This is a genomic window from Bradyrhizobium sp. GW821-FHT12B03, from assembly GCF_058807535.1.
The window spans coordinates 44,883-67,736 of the sequence record NZ_JBXAQU010000026.1 but is presented as its reverse complement, the minus strand read 5'-3'; the positions used below and the strand labels follow the sequence as shown (position 1 = coordinate 67,736).

Here is a 22,854-nt window from a genome sequence, read left to right as displayed (position 1 = left end):
CTCAGGGATCGACCTGCTCACGAACGGGCGCGTCCGTCCCGAGCTCGTTGACCAGCTGCATCGCCTGCTTCAGGTCCGGCGTATAGAAACCTTCGCTGAACTTGCCGACGATCGGCGCGAGCAGGAGACTTGCATGCTCGCGCTTGCCGGCCTCGAGCGACAGGCGCGCGAGACTGACGGCGGTGCGAAGCTCCCACGACAGCGCGCCCTGCTTGCGCGCGATCTCCAGCGACAGGCCGAACAGATCCTCGGCTTCCTGCGCCGAGGCCGGGTCGCCGTCCGACAGCGTGATCTCGCCTTGCAGGCGATAGACCTCGGCAAGGTAGGAGTGATCGCCGGTCCGCCTCGCAGTCGCGAGCGCACCGTCCAGCGCGCGCAGGGCGGCATCCCGCATCCCGACCTTGGCATAGGCTTCCGCGAGCAGGCAGCGAAACCAGCAGCCGGCGAGCCAGGAATCCATCGCCTCGTATTCGTCGAGCCCAAAGCGCATCTGGCCGAGGCCTTCGTCGGCTTCGCCGAGCTGGGTGAGCGCCCAGCCGCGCAGGATCGCCGCCTGCTGCTTCCAGTGCAGGAAATTGTGCTCGGTTGCGATGATCATGGCGCGGTTGGCGTAGTCGCGCGTGCCCTCGACGTCGCGCAAATGCTGGCACAGATAGGCGCCGAACACGAGCGCGAAGGCGAGCGTGAAGGGATGGCGGATCTTCTCGGCATTCGCGATCGCCTGCTCGCTGTGCTGGCGCGCCGCGTCGGGCCGGCCCAGGAACCACAGGAGGTAGCCGAGATAGGACAGCGAGACCACGCCGGGATCCGTGCCGTGGCGCTCCATCAGGTCGGAGTGCAGGTCGGGGCTGTAGAGGTTGATGCAGCGATGCAGATGGTGCTGCGAGGCGGCAAAGCGGCCGCGATAGAGCATGGTCATCGCGATCGAGCGGTGCGCCTCGATCAGATAGCCGGTCTGCTGCGCCGGCTGCGTCCGTTCGTTCAGCCGCTCGCGCTTGGCGAACTTCAGCAGCTCGACGCTGAGATCGTGCGCGCGGGTGAGATCGGCGCGGATGAAATGACAGACCCAGAGGCCGCGCGTGGCGGCAAAGGCCTTTTCGTCGTCGTCGAGCTGCTGGCCGAGCTCGAGCGCGCGGATGTAGTTCTCCTCGACCTCCTGCACGGCATAGCCCTTGGCGGCGATCAGCGCGTTGCCGAGCGCGATGCGCAGCTCGAGCTCCATCTCGTCGGCGCCCTGCATGCGCGCATTGGCCTGCACGACGTTGAGGCCCCGGCGCAGATGGCCAATCGCTTCCAGATTGGCGCCGCTCTTGGCCGCCTGCTTGCCGGCCTTGAGCCAGAAGCTCGCGGCGCCCTCGCTCTGGCCTGACTCGGTCAGGTGATGGGCGAGCAGCTCCGGCTCGCGCTCGGTCTTCTCCGGATACATCTCGGCAAGCACCTGCGCGATGCGGGCATGCAGCTTGCGCCGCTCGCTGTGCAGCAGGCTCGCATGCGCGGCGTTCTGGATCATCACGTGCTTGAACGAATAGAGCGCATCCGGCGGATGGCCGCGGCGCATGATCAGCCCGGCCTCCTCCAGATGGTTGAGCGCGGCCTCGATCTGCTCCGCCGGCGTGTTGGCGACGGCCTGCAGCGTCTCATAGGAGAACTCGCGGCCGATGGTGCCGCCGATCTGCGCGATCCGCTTGAACGGGCCCATCCGGTCCAGCCGCGCCATCAGCGAATCCGTCAGGGTTGCCGGGATCGCGAGCTGCCGCCATGGACCCGACAGCACGTAGCGCCCGTGCCGCTCGGTCAGGAGGTTGGATTCGAGAACGGTCTTGGTGAGCTCCTCCAGGAACAGCGGCACGCCGTCGGTCTTGACGATGATCTCCTCGACGACCTCCTTGGGCAGCTCCCTGCCGGCGACGCGCTCGACCATCGTGGTGCGCAACTGCCGGCTCAGGCGGTTCAGCACCAGGGTGGTGATGTGCGAATGCGCGTTCCAGCTCGGCTGGAATTCGGAGCGCGCGGTGATGATGACCAGCATCGGCTGGTTCTGCGCCCGGTCGACGAGGAGGTCGATGACCTCGCGGGAGGTCGGGTCGACCCAGTGCAGGTCCTCGAACGCGATCACCAGCGGCATCTCGCGCGCGAGGCCGACGAAGTAATTGACCAGTGCCGCGACCGTCGCGTCCTTCTGCTGCTGCGGCGACAGCTCGAGCGGCGGATAGCGGTCTCCGGTCGGTATCGACAACAGCGCGGCAAACAGCGGCGTGACCTGCTCGATGTCGCCATGAGCGGCGGCGATCGCGGTCTCCAGGCTCGCCAACGAGTGCGCGGACACATCCTCGCGGTCGAGGCCGAGCGAGAACTTGAGTTGCTCGGAGAACGGATAGAACGCCGTGGACGTGTAGTAGGGCGAGCACTGGAACGAGACCTGTCCGTGGCGCTCGCCCGCGATCCGCTCGAAGATCTCCTGGATGACGCGCGACTTGCCGATGCCGGGCTCACCGAACTTGACCACGACCTGGCCGTCGCCGTCTCTGGCCTGCTGCCAGCGCCCCATCAGCAGCGCGATCTCCTCCTCGCGGTTGACGAGCGGCGTCAGCCGCGTGCCCATCGCGGCCGCGAAGCGGGTCTCGACGCGCGAGGCACGCACCACGTGCCAGGCCTGTGCCTTCTCCGAGATGCCCTTCAGCGCATGAACGCCAAGATTGTGGTAGTCGAACTTCCCCTTCAGCAACGACTGCGTCGAGGTCGAGATCACCACGCCGTTGGGCGGCGCCAGGGCTTGCAGGCGCGCGGCGAGATTGACGGTTTCTCCGACCGCGGAGTCGCGCTCCTCGGTGCCCTGTCCCACGAGGTCGCCGACCACGACAAGACCGGTCGCGATCCCGATGCGGACGGCGGGCGAGTGGCTGAGCGCGCCGCGCGGCTCGATCGCGCGTGCGGTCGACAGTACCCGCACGATCTCGAGCCCCGCGCGCACCGCGCGCTCGGCGTCGTCCTCATGTGCGGTCGGATAGCCGAAATAGACCAAGATACCGTCGCCGACGAAACGCGCGGCAAAGCCCTCGTAGTGCTTGACCACGCGGACGCAGGTTTCGCGGAAGCTCGCGATCATGTCGCGCACGTCTTCCGGATCGAACTGCGCCGACAGCGAGGTGGAATCCACCATGTCGCAGAACATGGTGGTGAGCTGACGCCGTTCGGCGCCGACCTCGGCCCGGGTCTGCGGGAGCACCGCCGCGGCCGGCGCCTCGGCGGTTTCAGCCTGGAACAGCGCCGCCATCGCCCGCTGGAGCCGCTTGCGGTCGCCAAGCGGCAATCCGAGCTCGACCAGGTCGGATTCGGTGAGATCCCCCATGACATCGAGGTCGAGGCGGTGCTCAGCGAAGAGATCGGAGTAGTGACCGAGCCCGACGCCTTCGAGCCAGCGCTTCAGCCCGCCTTCCGTCCCCGCAACAGGCTCATTCTCCAGCATGGTGATTCTGCCCGACCTTCACTCCGTCGAAGGGCTTTAGGCCCCTCAACCACAGATTTTGGGGCCCGAACTTCACCTCAGACTGGACGCGTTCCCTAACTCTTGGGAAGAATAGCTCAATCAGATCAAAAAGGAATGGCATTGTCGGACATTGCATCCGGAGCGGGATCGATCGGCGCGAGCGGCGAAACGAAGATCTTTTCCCATACCAGCGGCCTTCTCGACTTCTACGCCCGCAGGACGCCTGCGGCGCCTGCCCTCCTCGCGCCTGGCCGGCCGCCCCTCACCTACGGCGCGCTAGGCGAGCGGACGCAGGACCTGGTCCGCACGCTGCGCGGGCTCGGCATCGCGCCGGCAGACCGGATTGCGGTTGCGCTGCCGCGCGGCGCCGACAGCGCGCTGGCGCTGATCGCGGTCGCGTCCGCATGTGCTTGCGTCCCGGTCAATCCCGATCTGACCGCGGACGAGCTGCAACGTTACTTCGGCGAATTGAAGCTGACGGCGCTGGTCACCCGGGCCGACATGAACTCGGCCAGTCGCGACGTCGCCAGGGCGCTCGATATCGCGGTGATCGATTTCGTGCCGGGACCGAAAGAGGACCTCGGCGGCTGCGCATTCATAGGCCCGACGATCGGGCCCGCGAGCACGAGCGGCGCCTCGCGCGGCGACGACGATGCCTTCATCCTTCTGACGTCGGGCACGGCGGCGCGGCCGAAAATGGTGCCGCTCACGCATCGCAATGTGTGCCTGTCCGCCTACAATGCCGGACACGTGCTGTCGCTCGCATCCCACGATCGCCTGCTCAACGCCCTGCCGCTGTTCCACGCCCATGGCCTGATCTCCGGCCTGCTGACGGCGCTGGCGGCGGGCTCCAGCGTGATCTGCACCGAGGGTTTCGACGCATCGTCCTTCTTCGGCTGGATGCGGGAGCTGCAACCGACCTGGTACACAGCGGTGCCGACCATTCATCGCGCACTGCTGACGGCGGCGGAGGCCAATCCGGACCGCGCCCGATCGTCATCGCTACGCGTGATCCGCTCGGCGTCGGCCTCGCTCGCGCCCGCGATCCTTGGCGGACTGGAGGCGACGTTCGGCGTTCCCGTGCTCGAAACCTACGGCATGACGGAGGCGGCCTCGCAGATCGCGGCCAATCCGTTCGAGCTGCGCAAGGTCGGATCGGTCGGCCGCGCCGCGGGCCCGGAGATCGCGATCATGGACGAGGCGGGCCGCGCGCTTGCGAGCGGCGAGCACGGCGAGATCGTGCTGCGCGGGCCGAACATGAGCCGCGGCTACTACAATGACGAGGCGGCGACGCAAGCCGCGTTCCGCAACGGCTGGTTCCGGACCGGCGATCTCGGCTATCTCGATGCCGACGGCTATCTCTTCATCGTCGGCCGCATCAAGGACGTCATCAATCGCGGCGGGCAGAAGATCTCGCCGCTGGAGGTGGAAGAGGTCCTGCTCGGCCATCCGGCGGTGCTGGAAGCCGGCGTGTTCGCCGTCCCGCACCCGAAGCTCGGCGAGAACGTCGCCGCCGTCGTGGTGCTGCGTCCGGATTCCGAGGCCACCTCGGACCAGTTGCGCCAATTCGCGCGAAAGCGCCTCGCGGCCTACAAGGTGCCGAGCCTGATCCGCAGCGTGGCAGCGCTGCCAAAGGGCGCCAGCGGCAAGGTCAAGCGCAATGCCTTGGCCGAGCTGATCGCGACAGCGCAGGACGGCAATGAGGCGCAGCTGCCGCGGACCACGCTGGAGACGCAACTCGCCGCGATCTGGGCCGGTCTGCTGGAGCTGCCGCAGGTCGGCGTCGATCAGGACGTCTTCGCGCTCGGCGCCGACTCGCTCGCGGCGACACAGATGCGCTCGCGCCTGCGCGAACGCTTCAACGTCGACTTCTCGTTCGAGGACATCTTCGATTGCGCCACGGTCGCTGCGCTTGCGGCCCGGCTAGAGGCTGCAACCCATCTCGAAGCGGCGCTGCCGGCCTGGCGACAGGGCGTAGCAACGGCAGCAGACGCACCGCTGTCGTTCCAGCAGCAGCGGATGTACGTGCTCTCGCGGCTCGATCCGACCCGCTACAATTACAATGTCGTCGAAGTCGCGCTGCTCAAAGGCCTGATCGACGTCGCCGCGCTTTCTGCGAGCCTCACCGCGATCTGCGCCCGCCATGAGGCGCTGCGCTCGGTCTTCGTCGAACGGCAGGGCGAGCCGGCGCAGCTTGTGCTGCAATCGCCGCCGCGATTCGAGCGGATCAAGCTCAAGCCCTGCCCCGCGGACAAGCAGGCCGCGGTCGTCAGGCGCGAGGCGCTCAAGCTCGCGCAATATGAGTTCGACCTGGCACACGAGCCGCCGCTGAAGGTCACGCTGCTGTCGTTCGGCCAATCCAGCCACGCGCTGGTGGTCAATTTGCACCACCTGGTCACCGATGGCTGGTCGCAGCGGCTGTTCTGGGAGGAGCTCGCCGCCCATTATGCCGCAGCGCGCAAGCAGAGCGTGGCAGCGCTGCCCTCGCCCACTTTCCAGTATCGCGACTTCGCGCTGTGGCAGCAGAGCTGGGCGCGAACGCCGGCGGCAAAGGAGCAGCTCGACTACTGGCGAACGCAGCTCGACGGCGTCACCACGCTGCCGCTGCGGACCGACCGGCCGCGGCCGGAGATCTGGAGCGGTCATGGGGCCCGTCAATATTTCGAATTCTCCAGGACGCTCTCGGGCGATGTCCGCGCACTGAGCCAGGACCAGGGCGTCACGCCCTTCATGACCCTGCTCGCGGTGTTCCAGTGCCTGCTGTTCCGCCACACCGCGCACGAGGATGTCGCGACGGGATCGCTGATCGCCAACCGCAACCAGATCGAGAGCGAGCGCCTGATCGGTCTGTTCGCCAACACCCTGATCCTGCGCAACGATTTCGGCGGCGACCCCAGCTTCGGCGAGATGTTGCGGCGGGTGCGGCAGGTCACGCTGGACGCCTATCGCAACCAGGACCTGGCGATCGAGGAGGTGCTGCGTGCGCTCCAGGTCGCGCGCCGGAGCGACGGCAATCCGCTGTTCCGGATCATGTTCATCCTCCAGAACGCCTCGATCGAGGCGGCACGTTTCTCCGGCCTGTCGACGCGGCGGCTGGAGGTCGACCCCAAAGTGGCGCGCTTCGACATCACGCTCGAACTGGTCGAGGCCGACGGCCGTTTCACCGGCTTCTTCGAATACGCCACCGATCTGTTCGACGCGGCCACGATCGAAGACATGGCCGCTCAATTCAAGACCCTGCTCAAGGCCGTCATCGCCAATCCGGAGCAGCGCATCTCGCGCCTGCCGCTGCTGAGCGAAGCCGAGCGCCGGCAACTGCTGGCGAAAGGCCACGGCATGCCGGCCAATTTCACCACGCGCGGCAATTTGAGCGAACGCTTCGACCGTCAGGCCAGGATGACGCCGAACGCCGTTGCGGTGTCGGACGGACACACATCCCTGAGCTATCGCGAACTGGCCCGGCGCAGCCAGGCGGCCGCGCGCTGGCTGGCCCGCGGAGGCGTCGGCGCGGAGAGCGTGGTCGCCTTGCTCGCCGAGCGCGGACCCGATCTGCTCGCCGCCATGATCGCAGTGCAGCGCGTCGGCGCGGCCTTCCTGAACCTCGATCCCGACCAGCCGCCGGCGCGGCTTGCGACCATCCTCGGATCGAGCTGCGCCCGCGTGCTGCTGACCGGGCGCGCCCAATCGGCGATGGTCGAGGCGCTGCTCGAGCCGCTGGTCGAGCGCATCCAGGTGGCAGGGCTCGACGAGGCGGTCGCACCAGGGGCGGCCAAGCCCCCCCGCGCGGCGCGGCGCGCGGCATCCAGCCTTGCCTATCTCATCTATACGTCCGGCTCCTCCGGTGCGCCGAAAGGCGTCATGATCGAGCAGCGCGGGCTGTCGAACCATCTGGCGTCGCTGATTTCCGAACTCGGCCTCACCGCGAGGGACGTGATCGCGCAGACCGCGCCGCAGAGCTTCGTGATCTCGATCTGGCAGTTCCTCGCCGGACCTATGGTCGGCGCCCGCGTGCACATCTGCGGCAATGCGATCGTCCAGGACCCGATCCTGCTCGCACAGGAGATCGAGCGCGAAGGCATCACGGTGCTCGAGATCGTGCCGTCGCTGCTGCGCGTGGTCCTCGATCGCATGGACGAGGCACGGGTCCAGCGCGCCTTCGCGAGGCTGCGTGTCCTGATCTCGACCGGCGAGCCGCTGCCGGTCGATCTCTGCCGCGCCTGGTTCGCCCGCTGCCCGAAAGTTCCGCTGATCAATGCCTATGGCGCGTCGGAATGCTCCGACGACGTCTCCCTGCATCGGCTGACCAAGCCGCCGGCGACCGCGACGAGCAACGTTCCGGTCGGCGCGCCGCTGCCGAACACCCGGCTCTACGTGCTCGACGCCAATCTCCAGCCGCAGCCGGTCGGCGTGACCGGCGAGCTCTGCATCGGCGGCGCCGGGGTCGGACGCGGCTATGTCAACGATCCCGCACAAAGCCGGCAGCGCTTCATCCCCGATCCGTTCTCGCGCCAGGCAGGCCACCGGCTGTACCGGACCGGCGATCTCGCCCGCCGCCGCGCCGATGGCACGATCGAGTGCCTCGGCCGCGCCGACCATCAGGTCAAGGTCCGCGGCTACCGTATCGAGCTCAAGGAGATCGAGAACACACTGGCCGACCATCCGAGCGTGCGCGCCGGCATCGTCGAGCCGCGCCGCGAGGCCAGTGGCGATGTCAGGCTGATCGCCCATATCGTCGCAAGGCCCGGCCGCCCCCTCAGCGCCAGCGAGCTGCGCGAATTCCTGAAGAGCCGGCTGCCCGGCCATGCCATCCCCTCCGCATTCCTGTTCCTGGATCAGGTGCCGCTCAACGCCCATGGCAAGATCGACCGCACCGCGCTGCTGGCTCCGGCGCAGCAGGAAGCCTCCGGGCCGGATGCGGCCGTGCCGGCGCGGCGCTTCACCGAAAAGGTGCTCTCCGACATCTGGATCGATCTGCTGAAGGTCGAGAGCATCGGTGTCACCGACAATTTCTTCGATCTCGGCGGCCATTCGCTGCTGGCGGGCCAGGCGATGGCACGCGTCGCCCGGGCGCTCGGCGTCTCGCTGCCGATCAAGACCATCTTCGAGGCGCCGACGATCGAGCAACTTGCCCGTCGGGTCGACGAGGCCGTCGCGGCCAAGCCGCACAAGCCTGCCGCAAGCCTGCCAAGACTGACGGAAGCAAGGCTAGCCGGGAACGGCTCTCCAACGCTCTCGATCGCGCAGGACCAGATGATTCGCATCGAGCAGAACCTGCCGGGACTGCCGCTGTTCAACCTGCCCTTCGCCTTCCGGCTCGAAGGCCCGCTTGATCAGCCCGCCCTCGCCCAGGCCTTCGGTGACATCGTGCGTCGCCACGAATCGCTGCGGACAGGGTTCGGCTGGAGCGGCGGGGAGCCCGTCAGCCGCATCGCCACACCCAGCGAGCTCGGACCCGCCCTCACCGTCGAAATCATTGGCGACGGGTGGCCGCACAACAACAAGCGGCGCCATGCCCTCGAACTGAGGAAGATCAATCTGCTGATCGAGCAGGAGACCTACACCCCGTTCGACACCGCGCGACCACCGCTGTTGCGGGCGCGGCTGCTGCGGCTCCATGCCGACGACCATGTGCTGCTGCTGACGCTGCATCATGCCGTTGCCGACGGCTGGTCGATCGGCGTGCTGTTTGAGGAATTGTCCAGCCGCTATGCGGCACTGGCCGGACGCCCCGCGGCGCCACTGTCGAAACTGCAGCCGGCCTTTTCGGACGTCGCACGCTGGCAGCGCTGGTGGTGTGGAACCGACGCCGCCCGCCGCCAGGCCGCCGACTGGACGGAGAATCTGCGCGGCGCAGCGCCGGTCTTTGACGGCGAAGCAAGCCCGGGCGCGTCCTCCGGTCACCATCCGCTCAGGCTCGAGCCCGATCTGATCGCGCGGCTCACGGCGTGCGCCGGTCAGCAGAACGCCACGCTGTTCATGTGCCTCCTCACCGGACTGAAGGCCCTGCTGCTGGCACGGACCGGCCGCACCGACATCTCGGTCGCGACCGCCATGGCCAATCGCGCCCAGCCCGATACCGACCGAATCGTCGGTCCGTTCGAGAATACGGTGATCGTCCGCACGAAAATCACGCCGGATCTGTCGTTCGCGCAAGCCCTGGTCCGGGTGCGCCAGAGCGTGCTCGACGCGCATGCGCGGCAGGAGCTGCCGTTCAACATGCTGGCCGACCATCTGGAGCAGGAGGGGATCGACCCGGCCGCGCTGCTCCAGGTCTATTTCACGCTGCAAAATCCGCTGCGCCAGCCGCTCGATCTGCCGGAGATTGCGGTGCAATCGATCGGAAACGTCGCGCGCGAGGGGCAGCCGGTGCTGCCGATCGACCAGACCTGGCTGTCGCTGATGCTCAAGGAGCGCCCGACCGGAATCACCGGTTCATGCAATTACAAGGGCGAACTGCTCGACGGCCGTATGGTCGGCGAGTGGATGGAGGATCTCGTCGCGCTGCTTGAGGCCGCCGCCGCCCAACCCGGCACGCCGCTCGGCCGATTGCTCGATCGCAAGGCGGCATAATCGGCTGTACAGGACGGGCGAATACTGGTTCACTCGTCAAAGCTGTGAATGACCAAGTTGCATCTTGATTATTTGACGCCGGCGCGCAAGATTATTCTCGCGTTTTGATTTGGACGATTATTTTCAACCGGGGGAGTGTTATGGGTTTCATCAAATTTACCAAGGGCACCTCGTTGAGCGACAAGGACCGCAAGGCGCTCCAGAAGTTGCTCGCTGCCGAGAAGAAGAAGCTTCAGTCCGCACTGAAGGACGTCGACGCCAGCCTTTCGGTGCTGGGCGGGTCGAAGAAGGCCAAGAAGAAGAAGTAAGACTCGTCGGCCGGGACGCCGCACGAATCTTTTCGGATAACGGGCCGCTCGCCTGCGAGTTGGGGTCTCGCACAAGCTTGAGCTCGTAAACCGGCCTGCAAATCGACAAGAATTCGCCCGGACGGACCAGTAATAGCGGTCCGCTCAGTTGGTTCTTGCTCAATTGATTCTTCCGTCAGGACCGGGGATTTGGCCTCGGCCTGACGCCATGGGCCTGATTGATGGCAGACGACAGAATTGAACTGTTTGTCGGACTGATCGAGACCATTGACGCGCCGGGCGCAGCCGATGCGTGCCGACGTCTGCTCTCGGTCGACGAACGGGTTCGCGCCGACCGCTTCATGTTCGAGCGGCATCGGCGGCAATATATTTTCGCCCATGCCATGCTGCGCCTGGCGCTATCGCGGGTCGCGCCCAATGTCGCTCCCTCCGACTGGTCCTTCGGGGCCGGCCGCTATGGGCGGCCGTTTGTCGCTGCGCCCAGGACCTCGACCGCGCTGCATTTCAGCCTGTCGCATGCGGATGGCTGCGTCGCCTGCGTCGTGTCGAGGCATGAGGCCGTCGGCGTCGACGTCGAAACCGTGTCGCGGCGCGTCGCCCCGCTCTCCACCGCGAATCGCTTCTTTGCGCCGGAGGAGGTCGAAACGCTGCGCAGCCTGCCGGAGCCGGCGGCGATCGAGCGCTTCTTCGACTATTGGACGCTCAAGGAGGCCTATCTGAAGGCCAGGGGCTTTGGGCTCAATTTGCCGCTCGACGCCTTCGCGATGCAGGTGTCGCGCGAGGCCATCGAGATCAGCTTCAAGCCCGACATCGCCGACGATCCGCAGGGATGGCGCTTCTCGCTGTGCTCGCCATCTCCCTCGCACCGCCTCGCGATCGCCGACGGCTCCCGTGCGGACGGCGGCCTTCCCATCAGCCGCAATGCCTGGCCGCTCCAGGAAGCGGCTGAATGACGACCTCGCGGCTGCGCGTCTTTCCCGCGATCTCGCGCAACCGCGACCCCAAGAAATATGTCGGCGAGCTGATGCGGGTGGCTGAGTTCGCCGAGCGTAACGGCTTCGAAGGCATTCTGCTGTTCGAAGGCAACGACGTGTTCGTCGAGCCCTGGGCCATGGCCCAGCACATCATGGCGGAGACGACGCGATCCTCGCCGCTGATCGCCGTCAACCCGGTCTGTATGCATCCGTTCACGGCGGCGAAATTCGTCTCGTCCTTCGCTCAGCTCCACGGCCGCAAGGTCTATCTCAACATGATCACGGGGACCGCGGTCAGCGACCTGCAGGGCCTCGGCGACGACCAGTCCCATGCCGACCGCTATGTCAGGCTCGGCGAATTCGTCGCGCTGATGCGGCAATTGCTCTCAAGTCCGCGGCCGGTGAATGTCGCGGGCCGGTTCTACCGCGCGAGCAACCTGCAACTGCGCCCCCGCCTGCCGGCGGAGCTGATGCCGGAATTCTTGATCGCGGGCCAGTCCGAGGCGGCCCAGCGCGTGGCAACGGAGACCGGCTGCATCAAGATGCAGATGCTGCCGCCGGACCTCGATCGGGGACTTGATGCGCCCGGTATGAATTTTGGCATCTTCGCACGCGAGAGCCGCGACGAGGCGCGGCAGGCAGCGCAAGCGCGTTTCCGCGACAATCCCGACGATCGCGAGCTGCTCGCGCTCACCGTGGAGAACAGCGACTCCGTGTGGAAGCGCCGGCTGTACGAGGGGCAAAGCGGCGAGCTCGCGGACAATGGCTATTGGCTGCTGCCGTTCCTGACCTTCCAGGCGGACTGCCCCTACCTCGTCGGCAGCTACGCCGAGATCGGCGCAAAGCTGAAGGCGTTTGCGGCAAGGGGCCTGACCACCGTCATGCTCGACATGGTCGCGGACGAGGCCGAGATGCAGCACGTCTGCAAGGCGCTCGCGGCGAGCGGGATGTTTTAGATTTCTGCGAGCGCTGCTCTCTCGCCGTCATGGCCGGGCTTGTCCCGGCCATCGACGACCTCCGGAGAGGCGAAGTTCACCGCGCCTCTTCAAACCCCGCCAGCACCGAGGTCAGGTTGGCACCCAGGATATCCGAGAGATAGCCACCCTCCTGCACGAACACGGTCGGCAGGCCCATCCTGGCGATGGCCTGGCCGATACGGCGGAAGCCGGGCGTGGTGACGGCAAGGCCCTTTAGCGGATCGTGCTCGGAGGCATCGAGGCCGAGGGCGATGACGAGGGCGCCGGGAGCGAAGGATTCGATCGCCTTGCGCGCGACGTCCATCGCCTGGATGTAGCCGTCGTCGCCGGTGCCGATCGCCAGGGGGATGTTGAGATTGGTGCCGAGGCCCGGACCTTCGCCGCGCTCATGCGCATAGCCCCACACGAACGGGTAGTACGCGGTCGGATCGGCGTGGATCGAGATCGTGTAGACGTCCGGCCGCGCGTAGAAGATGCCCTGCGTGCCGTTGCCGTGATGGACGTCGACGTCGAGGATCACGACGCGCTCGTGCTCGCGCCGCAGATGCGCGGCCGCGATCGCGCTGTTGTTGAGAAAGCAGAAGCCGCCGGCCATGTCGCGATAGGCGTGATGGCCGGGCGGACGGCAGAGCGCGTAGGTCGCATCCTCGCCATCCATCACCATCTGCGCGGCGGTCACCGCCACGTCCGTCGCAGCGCAAGCCGCCGCCCAGGTGCCCGGGCCGATCGGTGCTGCGGTGTCGGCGGTGTGCCAGCCGAGCTTGCCGACGATGTGGGTCGGATAGGTCGCAGCATGCCGCACGGGATGGATGTTGCCGATCATCTCCGGACCGGAATCGCCGAGCGCGGTCCAGGCGTCCCACGCTTCGCTCAGGAACGACAGGTATTCCGGACTGTGGATGCGCGCGCGGGGCCCCTGCCCGAATGTCTTGGGCTCGACCAGTTGATGCCTGCCGTCCTTCAATCCCTTCAGCAGGCGGTCGGCACGCTCGGGCTGCTCGGTGGTGCGCTTGACGACACCGCGAACCAGGAAGAATTGCGGATCATGGCTGCGATGCAGTTCGGTATGGACGGCTTTCACTCAAACACTCCGTGGTCGCGTGCTCTTTAGGGCGCAGCAGATGTCTTGATGCCAGCGCCGGCCAGATGCAAGCAAGAAGAATGCCGCCCTTGCCATACCGTTCTGCGCCTAAAGCAGATCGCCCGTGAGGCGCTCTAGCTAGCAGCGCCCGCGCTGGAGGCAGTGCTCGCGGCCCTGCTGGTCGGTGCGGAAGGACTCGACGAAGCCGCCCTGGCGCTGCGTGACGAAGACGGTCTTGCCGTCGCTGCCGCCGAAGGCGAGGTTGGTCGGCTCCTTGGCCTTCAGCACAATCTCGCGCTCGACCGCGCCATTGGGCTTCATCAGCGAGATCGTGCCCTTGAGAATGCGCGCCACATAGAGACGGCCGGCCACGTCGGTGCGCAAGCCGTCGACGGTGTCGGGCTGGAACGACTTCACCAGCTTTGCGCCGGTGAGCTCATTGCCGCTGATCGCATAGGACCAGATCTGGCCGCTGCTGGACTCGCCGACATAGAGCGTCTTGCCATCAGGGCTGAGGTCGATGCCGTTGGTGGTGCCCATCGCGCGCGGCGCCGGCATCACCTGGCCCTGCACGGTTCCGTCGGCAGCTTTCGCGATGCGCCAGATGTGGCCCTCGCGTCCCTTCCAGTTCGGATCGCTCGCATAGATCGTGCCGTCGCGCGCGACCGTGATGTCGTTGGGCTGGTTCATCTCGTCGGAGTGAAACCAGACGGCAGGCTCGGTCGCGCCCTTCGGGATCGCGAAGATGTTGTGCTTCTTGTAGTCGGCGATGAACATGGTGCCGTCGCGCGCGAACCGGATGGCATTGCCGACGCTGCCTTCGGGAAGCGCCGTGAATTGCTCCGACGCCTCGCCGCCCGCGAGCAGCCTTCCGATGGTGCCGGGCTTGCCGAAATTGACGACGTAGAGATTGCCGTCGAGATCGACGGCCGGCCCCTCGATGCCGAAGGTATATTCACCGGAGGGCGTGACCTGCACGCTCTCGAACAGCTTGGTTTCGGCCCGGGCCGGCGAAGCCGCGATGACGAGAAGGACGCTACTGCACAGGCACCAGAAATTCCTGCCGGATGTAATAGCCATCGTCGTCGGTGCACTCGCCGTTCAGATAGGGATCGGCCGGCCGGAAGAATCGGCTGAAGCCGGGTTTGTCTACAGCGCTCCTTTGTGTCACGACAACGACCTTGGCAGCCGGTATTTCGCCGCATTCCTTGCTGGTCTTGCCAAAAAACTTGCGTTGCGGCGGACCGGCCTTGATCCGCATCCGCGTTCCCGGAACCATCCTGGCGACGAGCAGGTCGGCGGTATCGAGCAGGCGCGCATAGCCGGGCTCGGTCTTCGGCAGGGTCTCGCCGCCCGGCGGCATCAGCTTCTCCGCGCCGAGACCGCGAAGCCGCGTGCGCAGCCTGCCGGCATCGGGATCGCCCGGATAGATCCAGCCGTCCTGCGACAGCATGAAGCGCAGCACGGCGCTGTCCTTCTCCGCATCCGATTGTCCTGCCTTCAGACCGAAATCGGAATGGCAGCCGAGGCAATGCTTCTCGACGAGGCCCTTGCGCAGCGTGGTGAGGCGGACGCTGTTCTGCGCGTCCCTGGCGACGAAGGCCGCGAGCTGGTCGATCATCGCCTGGCTGCGCGTGTCGCAGGGCAGCGGCTGAGGCACATCGCCCGCAGCGCGATCAATGCGGATCACGGTCTGGTTCTTGTCCTCGACCAGCCAGATCGCGCCGTCCTCGGCGACCGTCATGCCGACGGGTGCTCCTTGCGGCCGCGCGCCGTTGACCCGGTGCCAGCCTGCAATCAGCTCCTCGAACGGCGCGGCGGCGACCTCGCCGGCGTCGGTCTGGAAGCTGTGCGTCGGATCAGCCGCGCAGCTGACATGGTAGCGCACCGGCGGAGGGCTTGGCCTGGGAAAACCGTGGTCGTCGACATCGTAGATGAGGACGCGGCTGCCGGTCGGGCGATAGCCGTGCAGGCCGACCAGCAGCTTGCCCTCCAGCTCCGGAAATTTCGCCCCGTGATAATAGAGCATCGCGAGCGGCGCGCCGTGCGGCGGCATCAGCGAGAACGGCGGCTTGTACAGCGCGTTGGCCGTGCAGAGCGATTTGTAGGTCCCGGACTGCAGCACGATCCTGAACTCGGGGCTCGGCGTCGACAGGTCATAGCAATAGGGCCAGCCATAATGCCGGCCCTGCTCGATCGCGTTGATCTCCTCGTTCGGCTTGAAGATGTCGGGCAGGTCGCGGCCGTTCTCGCCCTGCAGGAAGGCGTAGCCGGCATCGGGGAAATTCGGATGCAGCGCCAGCGCCATCGAGTTGCGCAGGCCCCGCGCATAGACGGTGTGCGGCGGGTCGGGGTCGTTCGGCCTCAATGCCGGGAAAACGCCGCCCGCGGGCGGCGTGAACAGCCAGATCGATGCCATCGCGGAGGCGCCCTCGGCCGCAGCGCAAGGCTTTGTGATTGGCGCACGCGTGATGCAGTCGTCGCTGTGCGAGCCGACATTGACGAACAGCCGGCCGTCGCGATCGAACACGAACTGCTTGAGCGGATGCGCGCTCTCGTCGAGCTTCGTCCCGTCCGGCAGCGTGATCCGACGGCCCGGCATGTGACGGATGATGGTCTCGACCGTGCCGCGCGGATTATCCGCGAGCGGATCGAACCGGAAGATCGTTTCGGCGGTCGAGGCGTAGAGCTTCTTGTCCGGGCCGATCACGAGGCCGAATGGATATTCGAGGCCTGTCAGCAGCTCCTTGAACCGCTTGCCCTCGGCAGCATGCGGATCGAGCAGCAGCAGCCGTCCATCGATGTGGCCCCAGCCGCCCATGTCGGCCACTACGAACAGGTCGCGGCCGGGCACCTGGACGATCGCGCGCGGAAATTTGAGGTGATCCTCCTCGCTGGCGACGAGGCCGGCGCAAAATCCGGCCTTCATGTCGATCTGGATCCTGGGAAAGGCGAGATCGCCGCTGCCGCAACTATCCGTGCCGATCGCATAGCCGCTCTTCCTGATCGGCTCGGACGAGGCCGGGGCCAAGCCGAGCAGAGCTGCAGCCAAAACCGCTGCAAACACACGCAGATGTCGGCGTTCCCTCCCGAATGTGAACTGGTTCACGGTAGCCTCCCGGACTTTGCGAGAAGCTTGTTCCATGCCGCCGGAACGCCGTCCAGCCATCACCCGCCTGTGATTAAACCTGTAACGACCTTGGTGCCGACCAACCTCCGTAGATTCCCTTACCGGGCTCGACCCGAATGTTTCGCGAAGGCTTCGGGTGGTATCGCTTTGCCATCCTGATCGCTCCCAATAGGAGACGCATATGGTCCAGGTCTATTTTCACTGCTCCAACACCGAGGGCACGCTGATCGACCGCTACGGCGCCGCCGTCTCCAATCTCACCGAGGCACGCGACCGCGCCGCCCAGATCATGCGCTCGATGATCCTGACCCCGAGCAACGAAGACTGGCGCGATTGGATCATCCATGTCAGCGACGACGACGGCGAGGAGATTTTCGATCTCCCCTTCACCGCCATGCTTGGCAAGCCGCATTGAGGTGATGCCATGCTGCTCGCTTCCCTGACCCTGCTTCGCCAGCCCCTGACCTTCGTCGCCACCAAGTGGCAGACGCTGATCAGGATCGCCGGCGACCCCTATCGCCCCGAGCTTCACTACATGCGCGGGCCCGGCCCGAAATGGCGCGCCAAGTATCAGGCCAGCCGGCTCGACCGCAGGCTCTGAGCCGGTTTCGTCGAATTCCCACTGATCTTCCTCGTCATGGCCGGGCTTGTCCCGGCCATTCACGTTCTGGGGATGCAAAGACGTGGATGCCCGGGTCATAGGCGAACGGAAGCGACGCCGTCCTTCGGACGGCTATACCCGGGCATGACGGGTGCGGGAGGAAACGCTCCCCAACTCACCGCCCCGTAAACTTCGCCTTCCTCTTCTCGACGAAGGCGTTGCGGCCCTCGATGGCGTCGGCGCTCTTGCGGATCGTGGCCTGAAGCTCGATCTCGCGGCGGAACTGCGCCTCGTAGGTCGCATGCTCGCTCTCCTCGACCAGCGCCCGGGTAGCGACCAGTGCGCGCGTCGGGCCGTCGGCGAGACGCCGCGCCAGCAGCAAAGCCTCCCCCATCAGCTTGTCGTCGTCGACGACTTGCCGGACCAGGCCAATCTCCTCGGCGCGTTCCGCCGTCAGCGGCTCGTTGAGCAGCATCAGCTCGAGCGCGCGCTGCCGGCCGATCAGGCGCGGCAACAGCCAGGTGGAGCCGAGATCGGGCACCAGCGCGATGCGGCTGAACACCTGGATGAAGCTCGCCGATCGCGCCGCGACGATCATGTCGCCGGCCATCGCCAGGCTGAAGCCGCCGCCGGCCGCCACGCCGTTGACGGCGACGACGACTGGCACGCGGCATTCGCGCAGCGCCCTGAAGGCTGGCCAGTAGAAGCGCATCACGCCGGCCGCGATGTCCTCGCCGAGCGCTTCGGAGGCCTTCAAATTCTGGCCGGAGCAGAAGCCGCGCCCGGCGCCGGTGAGGATCAGCGCGCGAACATCCCCGTCCTGCGTCATCTCGTCGACGGCGGCAGCCAGCGCGCCGAGCAGGTCCGGCGTCATCGCGTTCAGGCTTGCAGGCTCGTCGAGCGTCAGGATTCCGACCGCGCCATCCCGCGCCTGTTTCACACCAGCCATGCCGCTCTCCCTTTGGATGTTCTCGTTGGCCGCAATGTGCCATTGTCCGCGCGCTTCGCCAATCGCGGAGCTTTCACGTCAGCGCAACGAAGCCAAGACACACAAGACGACATCATGCCTCACCAGTTCAGCCTCGCCCAAACCGTCCGCAAGCCTGCCGTCACATCCAAGGGTGGTATCGTCGCCGCGCAATCGCGGCGCGCGGCCGAAGTGGGAGCGCAGGTGCTGGCGGCGGGCGGCGATTGCGTCGACGCAATCGTCGCGACCACCATGGCGCTGAACGTGCTGGAGCCCTGGAACAGCGGCATCGGCGGCGGCGGTGCGATGGTGCTCTACCGCGCCGGGGAAAATCGCACCGAGGTGATCGACTACGGCATGTGCGCGCCGCAGAGCCTGCGCGTCGCCGACTATCCGCTCAGCGGCGAAGGCGCAGCCTCCGATCTGTTTCCCTGGCCGCGGGTGAAGGACGACCGCAACATCCACGGCCCCGGTGCGGTCGCCGTGCCCGGCGTCGTCGCCGGCATGGAGGAGGCGCATCGCCGCCACGCGAAGCTCCCGTGGAAGGATTTGGTCGCGCCGGCCGTCGCCCTCGCCGGCGAGGGCCTGCTGGTCGATTGGTGGACCACGCTGACGATCGCGAACTCGGCGGCCGATCTCAGGCGCTATCCGGGAAGCGCGGCGACGTTCCTGAAGGACGGCCTGCCGCCGAGCGCGCCATGGGGCATCAAATCCGAGACGCGGCTGCCGCTGGACAAGTTGAAGGCGACACTGTCGCACCTTGCCGAAGCAGGCCCCCGCGACTTCTACCAGGGCGATCTCGCCAGAAGCATCGCCTCGGACATCAAGGCCGACGGCGGCTCGCTGTCGGTGGAGGATCTTGCCGCGTTCCGCAGCCATCTGCGCGAGCCGCTGGCGATCCCCTATCGCGGCGGCAAGGTGTTCGCCACGCCGGAGCTCACGGCCGGACCGACGCTGGCGCATGCGCTGCGCCTGTTGCAGCAAAATCTGAGTCCGGGAAGCACGCCGGATGCGGCCGCCTACGCCGAATATGCGGTGGCGCTGCAATCGGCCTATCGCGAGCGACTCAAGGACATGGGCGATGCCGACGGCAAGCGCTCGCTCGGCGCCGAATATCTGGCGCCCGCTTGCACCACGCATTTTTCCGTCGTCGACCGCCACGGCAACATCGCGGCGGTCACGCAGACGCTGCTCTCGTCGTTCGGCTCGAAATACGTGACCCCGCACACTGGCATCGCCATGAACAACGGCATCATGTGGTTCGATCCGACGCCCGGCACCACCAACTCGCTCGCCCCGGGCAAGCGCTGCCTCACCAACTACACGCCTGTCATTGCCGAGACCAGGGACGGCAAGCGTCTGGCCATCGGCGCCTCCGGCGGCCGCCGCATCCTGCCTTCGGTGATGCAGCTCGCATCCTTTGCGATGGATTTCGGCATGGACCTCGACGCCGCCATCCACCAGCCGCGCATCGACGCCAGCGAAGGCGCCGTCGTGATCGGCGATATCAGGCTGCCGGCGGACACGCGCAAGGCGCTCGCCGCGCGCTTCGATTATGAAGAGAGCCGGGTGCAGGCCTTGCCGCAGAAATTCGCCTGCCCCAGCGTGGTCATGCGCGACGGCGACACGAATTCCGGCGCGGTCGAGATCTTCCAGCCGTGGGCTGATGCCGTCGCCGAATCCTAGGCGTCATGACTCCTCCACATTTGCAGGGAACTTACCTGCGCACGGTCCGTTCATTGAACGGACAAGTGCGCTCGCCCCTGTGGAGGACATGATGAAGAAACTTGCGCTCGCCGCGTCGCTGATCATTGCGGCCGGTCTCACGCTGACCAATCCTGCGTTTGCGAAGGGTGGTCATGGACACGGACGCGGTCATGGCCACGCGATGGGTCATCATCACCATGGCACGCCCCCCGGCTGGCATCACGGGCGCAAGGTCGGCTGGCGCGGCATGGGCTGCCCACCCGGCCTTTGGAAACAGGGCCGCTGCTAAGCAGTCCCGATCGGTACGACGGTGCGCCGTCCCTCAAAGGGGCGGCGCAAATGCGTTCAGATCCCCAGCCGGTCCCGCAAGCGGCCCGCGATCACGGCGGTCGTCACGCCAACCGGCCAGAACGCATGCATCGGGATCGGCTTGATGCCGGTGACGGGCATGTCGATCTCCGCCTTGGCGCCGCCGATCAGGCGGCGGGCGAGCTGGGCGCCCATCGCGGTCGAGAGCGCGACGCCGCGGCCGTTGCAGCCGAGCGAGATCAGGACGCTTTCTGCCGGCTCATGCACATGCGGATAGTGGTCCTTGGTAATCGCGAGCCGGCTGTTCCAGCCATGGGTCCAGGCGATGCCCTTGAGCTGCGGCCATAGCCGCTCGGCATAGCGCATGAGATAGGCGACGTCGGTGGGCGAGCTGATCCAGCGCATCGGGCCGCGGCCGCCCATCAACAGCCGGTTGTGCTGGTCGATGCGGTAATAGACGGTGATGTGGCCGCTTTCGTAGAGCACCGGCCGCGTCGGCATGATCGAGCGGGCGACCTCGTCGGACAAGGGCGCGGTGGCCGCGATCGAGGAGAACACCGGCACGATGGTGCGGCGAAGCGCCGGCCAGAGATCGTCGGTGAAGCCGTTGGTCGCGAGCAGAACCTTGTCGGCATGCACGACCGCGCGCGGCGTCTCGATGCGCCAGCTTCTGCCCTCGCGGCGCAGCGACAATGCCGGCGTCTCGCCGTGCACCTTCGCGCCCGCCGAGATCGCGGCGCGCGCGAGGCCGCGGGCGTAGCTGAGAGGATGCAGATCGCCGCCGCGCGTGTCCAGCATAGCGCCGATATAGCGGTCGGTGCCGGTCATCTCGCGCAACTGCTCGCGATTCAGGTACGACACCGGCATGCCGCGGCGGATGCATTGCTGCGCCGTTTTCTCGATCGCCGCGGCACTGGCCTCGTGATAGGCCGCGCGCAGCGTGCCGTTCTGCCGCGCCTCGCACGGGATCTGGTAGCGGCGGATCAGCTCGTGCGTGAAATTCGGTGTGCCGTAGGAGAACTCGATCATGCGGCGGCCGAGTTCTGTGCCGAAGTCCGCCTCGATCTGGTCGGGATCGTGCTTCAGGCCGGGATTGGTGTGGCCGCCATTGTTGCCCGACGCGCCCCAGCCCGGCTCCTGCGCCTCCAGCACCAGCGCTTCGACGCCCTGCTCCGCCAGATGCAGCGCGGTGGACAGGCCGGTATAGCCGCCGCCGACAATCGCGACGGAAACGGTCTTGTCGACGTCGAGCGACGGCGTCGCGACCGGCGCGACGGCGGTGTCGGCATAAAGCGAAGGCGGCAGAGGCAGGCGCGTCGTCATGGCGAAGACCGATCAGAGCGGATGCAGCACGCGGCGCAAAAAGTCCTGCGTACGCGGATGCTGGGGTTGATTGAGGACAGCCTTCGCCGGCCCCTGCTCGACGATGACGCCGCCGTCGATGAACAGCACGCGGTCGGCGACGTCGCGGGCAAAGCCCATCTCGTGGGTGACGACGACCATGGTCATGCCGTCGTCGGCGAGCTTGCGCATCACGCCGAGCACGTCGCCGACGAGCTCGGGATCGAGCGCCGAGGTCGGCTCGTCGAACAGGATCGCCTTGGGCTGCATCGCGAGCGCGCGCGCGATCGCGACGCGCTGCTGCTGGCCGCCGGACAGCTGCGGCGGATGCGCGTCGGCCTTCTCGGCGAGCCCCACTTGCGCGAGCAGCGCGCGGCCGCGCTCGAGCACCTGCGCGCGAGGCTCCTTCTTCACGAACAGCGGCCCTTCCACGACGTTCTCCAGCACGGTGCGATGCGGAAACAGGTTGAAGCGCTGGAACACCATCGAGACCTGGGTGCGGACCTTCACGATGGAGGGCGCATCGCGGTCGACCTTCAGGCCCTCGACGCTGATGTCGCCGCGGTCGTAGCTTTCCAGCCCGTTGATACAACGCAGGATCGTCGACTTGCCGGAACCGGAAGGGCCGACGATGCAGACCACCTCACCCTTCTGCACGGAGGCCGTGATGCCCTTGAGCACCTCGTTCGCGCCGAAGCTCTTGTGGACGTCGGTGAGCTCGATCATTTCTTGCCCGCCCGCTTCTCGAAATGACGAACCAGCAGGATCAGCGGAATGCTCATGGTGAGATACATCAGCGCGACCATCGTGAACACGTTGGTGTTCTTGAAGGTCGAGGAGGCGATCAGCTTGCCTTGCAGCGCGAGCTCGGCGACCGTGATGGTCGAGGCCTGCGAGGAATCCTTCAGCATCATGATCATGACGTTGCCGTAAGGCGGCAGCACGATGCGCACCGCCTGCGGCAGCACCACGCGGCGCATGGTCAGCCACCAACCCATGCCGATCGACTGCGCCGCCTCGATCTGGCCCTTGTCGATCGCCTCGATGCCGGCGCGGAAGTTTTCCGCCTGATAGGCCGAATAGGCGATGCCCAGTCCGAGGATCGCGGCCTGCAAGGCCGACAGCGTGACGCCGAGATCGGGCATCACGAAATACAGGTAGAACAGCAGCACGATGATCGGGATGCCCCGGATCACGTTGATCAGGCTGGCACTGAGCATCGACAGCGCCTTGATGCCGGAGACGCGCATCATCGCCCAGACGAGGCCGAGCACCGTCGAAAGCAGCAGCGAGCCGATGGTGACGACGATCGTCAACGCGACGCCGCTCATCAGGATCGGGAAGAACTCGGCGGCGTCGTGCCAGAAGCCTTTCATCGGGCAGCCTTACCAGCCTCGATCAA

At 66.6% G+C, this 22,854-nt stretch carries 16 protein-coding genes; 8 read left to right on the top strand and 8 right to left on the bottom strand.

Going from position 1 to position 22,854, the window contains the following annotated elements; genetic code table 11:
* Position 1 precedes the first annotated feature (1 nt).
* Positions 2–3,466: an ATP-binding protein gene (locus tag AC1RUR_RS34655; protein WP_492852475.1), complete on the bottom strand. Its 3,465-nt coding sequence runs from the start codon at positions 3,464–3,466 to the stop codon at positions 2–4.
* Between the two features lie 135 nt (positions 3,467–3,601).
* On the opposite strand from AC1RUR_RS34655, the gene AC1RUR_RS34650 reads away from it, so the two are divergent.
* From AC1RUR_RS34650 to AC1RUR_RS34635, 4 genes are all read left to right on the top strand, one after another.
* Positions 3,602–10,057: an amino acid adenylation domain-containing protein gene (locus tag AC1RUR_RS34650; RefSeq protein WP_492852473.1), complete on the top strand. Its 6,456-nt coding sequence runs from the start codon at positions 3,602–3,604 to the stop codon at positions 10,055–10,057.
* A gap of 140 nt (positions 10,058–10,197) precedes the next feature.
* Entirely contained in the window at positions 10,198–10,365 is a 168-nt protein-coding gene (locus AC1RUR_RS34645; protein WP_015688246.1) for a hypothetical protein, read from the top strand.
* Positions 10,366–10,586: 221 nt separating this feature from the next.
* Positions 10,587–11,318, top strand: coding sequence for a 4'-phosphopantetheinyl transferase family protein (locus AC1RUR_RS34640; RefSeq protein WP_492852471.1), 732 nt, complete (start codon positions 10,587–10,589; stop codon positions 11,316–11,318).
* Entirely contained in the window at positions 11,315–12,295 is a 981-nt protein-coding gene (locus AC1RUR_RS34635) for an LLM class flavin-dependent oxidoreductase (RefSeq protein ID WP_492852469.1), read from the top strand. The genes AC1RUR_RS34640 and AC1RUR_RS34635 overlap by 4 nt, the downstream gene beginning before the upstream one ends.
* Before the next feature lie 76 nt (positions 12,296–12,371).
* Here the strand turns inward: AC1RUR_RS34635 and AC1RUR_RS34630 are convergent, their stop codons facing one another.
* The 3 genes from AC1RUR_RS34630 to AC1RUR_RS34620 all read right to left on the bottom strand — a co-directional run bounded on the left by AC1RUR_RS34630 (position 12,372) and on the right by AC1RUR_RS34620 (position 16,506).
* Positions 12,372–13,397: a histone deacetylase family protein gene (locus tag AC1RUR_RS34630; protein WP_492852467.1), complete on the bottom strand. Its 1,026-nt coding sequence runs from the start codon at positions 13,395–13,397 to the stop codon at positions 12,372–12,374.
* A gap of 138 nt (positions 13,398–13,535) precedes the next feature.
* Positions 13,536–14,477, bottom strand: a complete 942-nt coding sequence (locus AC1RUR_RS34625; RefSeq protein WP_492852465.1) for an SMP-30/gluconolactonase/LRE family protein — start codon at positions 14,475–14,477, stop codon at positions 13,536–13,538.
* The gene (locus tag AC1RUR_RS34620; protein WP_492852463.1) at positions 14,434–16,506 is read right to left on the bottom strand and encodes a PQQ-dependent sugar dehydrogenase; all 2,073 of its coding nucleotides are present in this window, start codon (positions 16,504–16,506) and stop codon (positions 14,434–14,436) included. The genes AC1RUR_RS34625 and AC1RUR_RS34620 overlap by 44 nt, the downstream gene beginning before the upstream one ends.
* A gap of 202 nt (positions 16,507–16,708) precedes the next feature.
* Here AC1RUR_RS34620 and AC1RUR_RS34615 point away from each other — a divergent pair, with 202 nt between their 5' ends.
* Positions 16,709–16,942, top strand: a complete 234-nt coding sequence (locus AC1RUR_RS34615) for a DUF6894 family protein (RefSeq protein WP_492852461.1) — start codon at positions 16,709–16,711, stop codon at positions 16,940–16,942.
* A 9-nt stretch (positions 16,943–16,951) separates the two neighbouring features.
* The gene (locus AC1RUR_RS34610) at positions 16,952–17,128 is read left to right on the top strand and encodes a hypothetical protein (protein ID WP_492852459.1); all 177 of its coding nucleotides are present in this window, start codon (positions 16,952–16,954) and stop codon (positions 17,126–17,128) included.
* A 175-nt stretch (positions 17,129–17,303) separates the two neighbouring features.
* Here the strand turns inward: AC1RUR_RS34610 and AC1RUR_RS34605 are convergent, their stop codons facing one another.
* Positions 17,304–18,077 carry an enoyl-CoA hydratase-related protein gene (locus tag AC1RUR_RS34605; protein ID WP_492852457.1) on the bottom strand — a complete coding sequence of 258 codons (774 nt, stop codon included), beginning with the start codon at positions 18,075–18,077 and terminating at the stop codon, positions 17,304–17,306.
* A gap of 114 nt (positions 18,078–18,191) precedes the next feature.
* Between AC1RUR_RS34605 and AC1RUR_RS34600 the strand changes: the two genes are divergently transcribed.
* Both AC1RUR_RS34600 and AC1RUR_RS34595 read left to right on the top strand, forming a co-directional pair.
* Positions 18,192–19,781, top strand: coding sequence for a gamma-glutamyltransferase family protein (locus AC1RUR_RS34600; RefSeq protein WP_492852455.1), 1,590 nt, complete (start codon positions 18,192–18,194; stop codon positions 19,779–19,781).
* Positions 19,782–19,872: 91 nt separating this feature from the next.
* Positions 19,873–20,091, top strand: coding sequence for a hypothetical protein (locus AC1RUR_RS34595; protein WP_492852453.1), 219 nt, complete (start codon positions 19,873–19,875; stop codon positions 20,089–20,091).
* Positions 20,092–20,147: 56 nt separating this feature from the next.
* On the opposite strand, the gene AC1RUR_RS34590 is transcribed toward AC1RUR_RS34595, so the two are convergent.
* Genes AC1RUR_RS34590 through AC1RUR_RS34580 form a run of 3 tightly spaced genes read right to left on the bottom strand, consistent with a single transcriptional unit; the run spans position 20,148 to position 22,828 of the window.
* Positions 20,148–21,434: an NAD(P)/FAD-dependent oxidoreductase gene (locus AC1RUR_RS34590; RefSeq protein WP_492852451.1), complete on the bottom strand. Its 1,287-nt coding sequence runs from the start codon at positions 21,432–21,434 to the stop codon at positions 20,148–20,150.
* Between the two features lie 12 nt (positions 21,435–21,446).
* A complete protein-coding gene (locus tag AC1RUR_RS34585; RefSeq protein ID WP_492852449.1) occupies positions 21,447–22,178 on the bottom strand; it encodes an amino acid ABC transporter ATP-binding protein in 732 nt (243 codons plus the stop codon).
* Complete coding sequence (locus tag AC1RUR_RS34580; protein ID WP_492852447.1) at positions 22,175–22,828, bottom strand: amino acid ABC transporter permease; 654 nt, start codon at positions 22,826–22,828, stop codon at positions 22,175–22,177. The genes AC1RUR_RS34585 and AC1RUR_RS34580 overlap by 4 nt, the downstream gene beginning before the upstream one ends.
* Positions 22,829–22,854 lie beyond the last annotated feature (26 nt).